This window comes from Pantoea sp. EA-12, from assembly GCF_030053355.1.
Taxonomy (GTDB): domain Bacteria; phylum Pseudomonadota; class Gammaproteobacteria; order Enterobacterales; family Enterobacteriaceae; genus Pantoea; species Pantoea vagans_C.
The window spans coordinates 1-1,520 of record NZ_JASGBY010000034.1 but is presented as its reverse complement, the minus strand read 5'-3'; the positions used below and the strand labels follow the sequence as shown (position 1 = coordinate 1,520).

The following is a 1,520-nucleotide window of genomic DNA, read 5'->3' as shown; positions in this document are numbered from 1 at the left end:
AAAAGAGTCCGGATTTACCTAAACTCTCCGCCTACATGCTTAAACCGGGACAACCGTCGCCCGGATAACCTAGCCTTCTCCGTCCCCCCTTCGCAGTAACACCAAGTGCAGGAATATTAACCTGCTTCCCATCGACTACGCTTTTCAGCCTCGCCTTAGGGGTCGACTCACCCTGCTCCGATTAACGTTGAACAGGAACCCTTGGTCTTCCGGCGAGCGGGCTTTTCACCCGCTTTATCGTTACTTATGTCAGCATTCGCACTTCTGATACCTCCAGCAGCCCTCACAGGCCACCTTCAACGGCTTACAGAACGCTCCCCTACCCAACAACGCATAAGCGTCGCTGCCGCAGCTTCGGTGCATGGTTTAGCCCCGTTACATCTTCCGCGCAGGCCGACTCGACCAGTGAGCTATTACGCTTTCTTTAAATGATGGCTGCTTCTAAGCCAACATCCTGGCTGTCTGTGCCTTCCCACATCGTTTCCCACTTAACCATGACTTTGGGACCTTAGCTGGCGGTCTGGGTTGTTTCCCTCTTCACGACGGACGTTAGCACCCGCCGTGTGTCTCCCGTGATAACATTCTTCGGTATTCGCAGTTTGCATCGGGTTGGTAAGCCGGGATGGCCCCCTAGCCGAAACAGTGCTCTACCCCCGAAGATGAGTTCACGAGGCGCTACCTAAATAGCTTTCGGGGAGAACCAGCTATCTCCCGGTTTGATTGGCCTTTCACCCCCAGCCACAAGTCATCCGCTAATTTTTCAACATTAGTCGGTTCGGTCCTCCAGTTAGTGTTACCCAACCTTCAACCTGCCCATGGCTAGATCACCGGGTTTCGGGTCTATACCCTGCAACTTAACGCCCAGTTAAGACTCGGTTTCCCTGCGGCTCCCCTATACGGTTAACCTTGCTACAGAATATAAGTCGCTGACCCATTATACAAAAGGTACGCAGTCACCTAACAAGTAGGCTCCCACTGCTTGTACGTACACGGTTTCAGGTTCTGTTTCACTCCCCTCGCCGGGGTTCTTTTCGCCTTTCCCTCACGGTACTGGTTCACTATCGGTCAGTCAGGAGTATTTAGCCTTGGAGGATGGTCCCCCCATATTCAGACAGGATACCACGTGTCCCGCCCTACTCTTCGAACTCACAGAAGGTGTGTTTTTGTGTACGGGAGTATCACCCTGTACCCTGCGACTTTCCAGACGCTTCCACTAACACACCAGCTGATTCAGGTTCTGGGCTGCTCCCCGTTCGCTCGCCGCTACTGGGGGAATCTCGGTTGATTTCTTTTCCTCTGGGTACTTAGATGTTTCAGTTCCCCAGGTTCGCCTCGTAACACTATGTATTCATGTTACGATGATGCACAGAGTGCACCGGGTTTCCCCATTCGGACATCGTCGGCTGTAGCGGTTCATATCACCTTACCGACGCTTTACGCAGATTAGCACGTCCTTCATCGCCTCTGACTGCCAGGGCATCCACCGTGTACGCTTAGTCGCTTAACCTCACAACCCACAG

General features: G+C 53.1%; 1 rRNA gene. It reads right to left on the bottom strand.

The window, feature by feature from the left end:
• Positions 1-1,507: ribosomal RNA gene (locus QMZ30_RS25735) — 23S ribosomal RNA — on the bottom strand; the annotation flags it as partial.
• Positions 1,508-1,520: the final 13 nt, after the last annotated feature.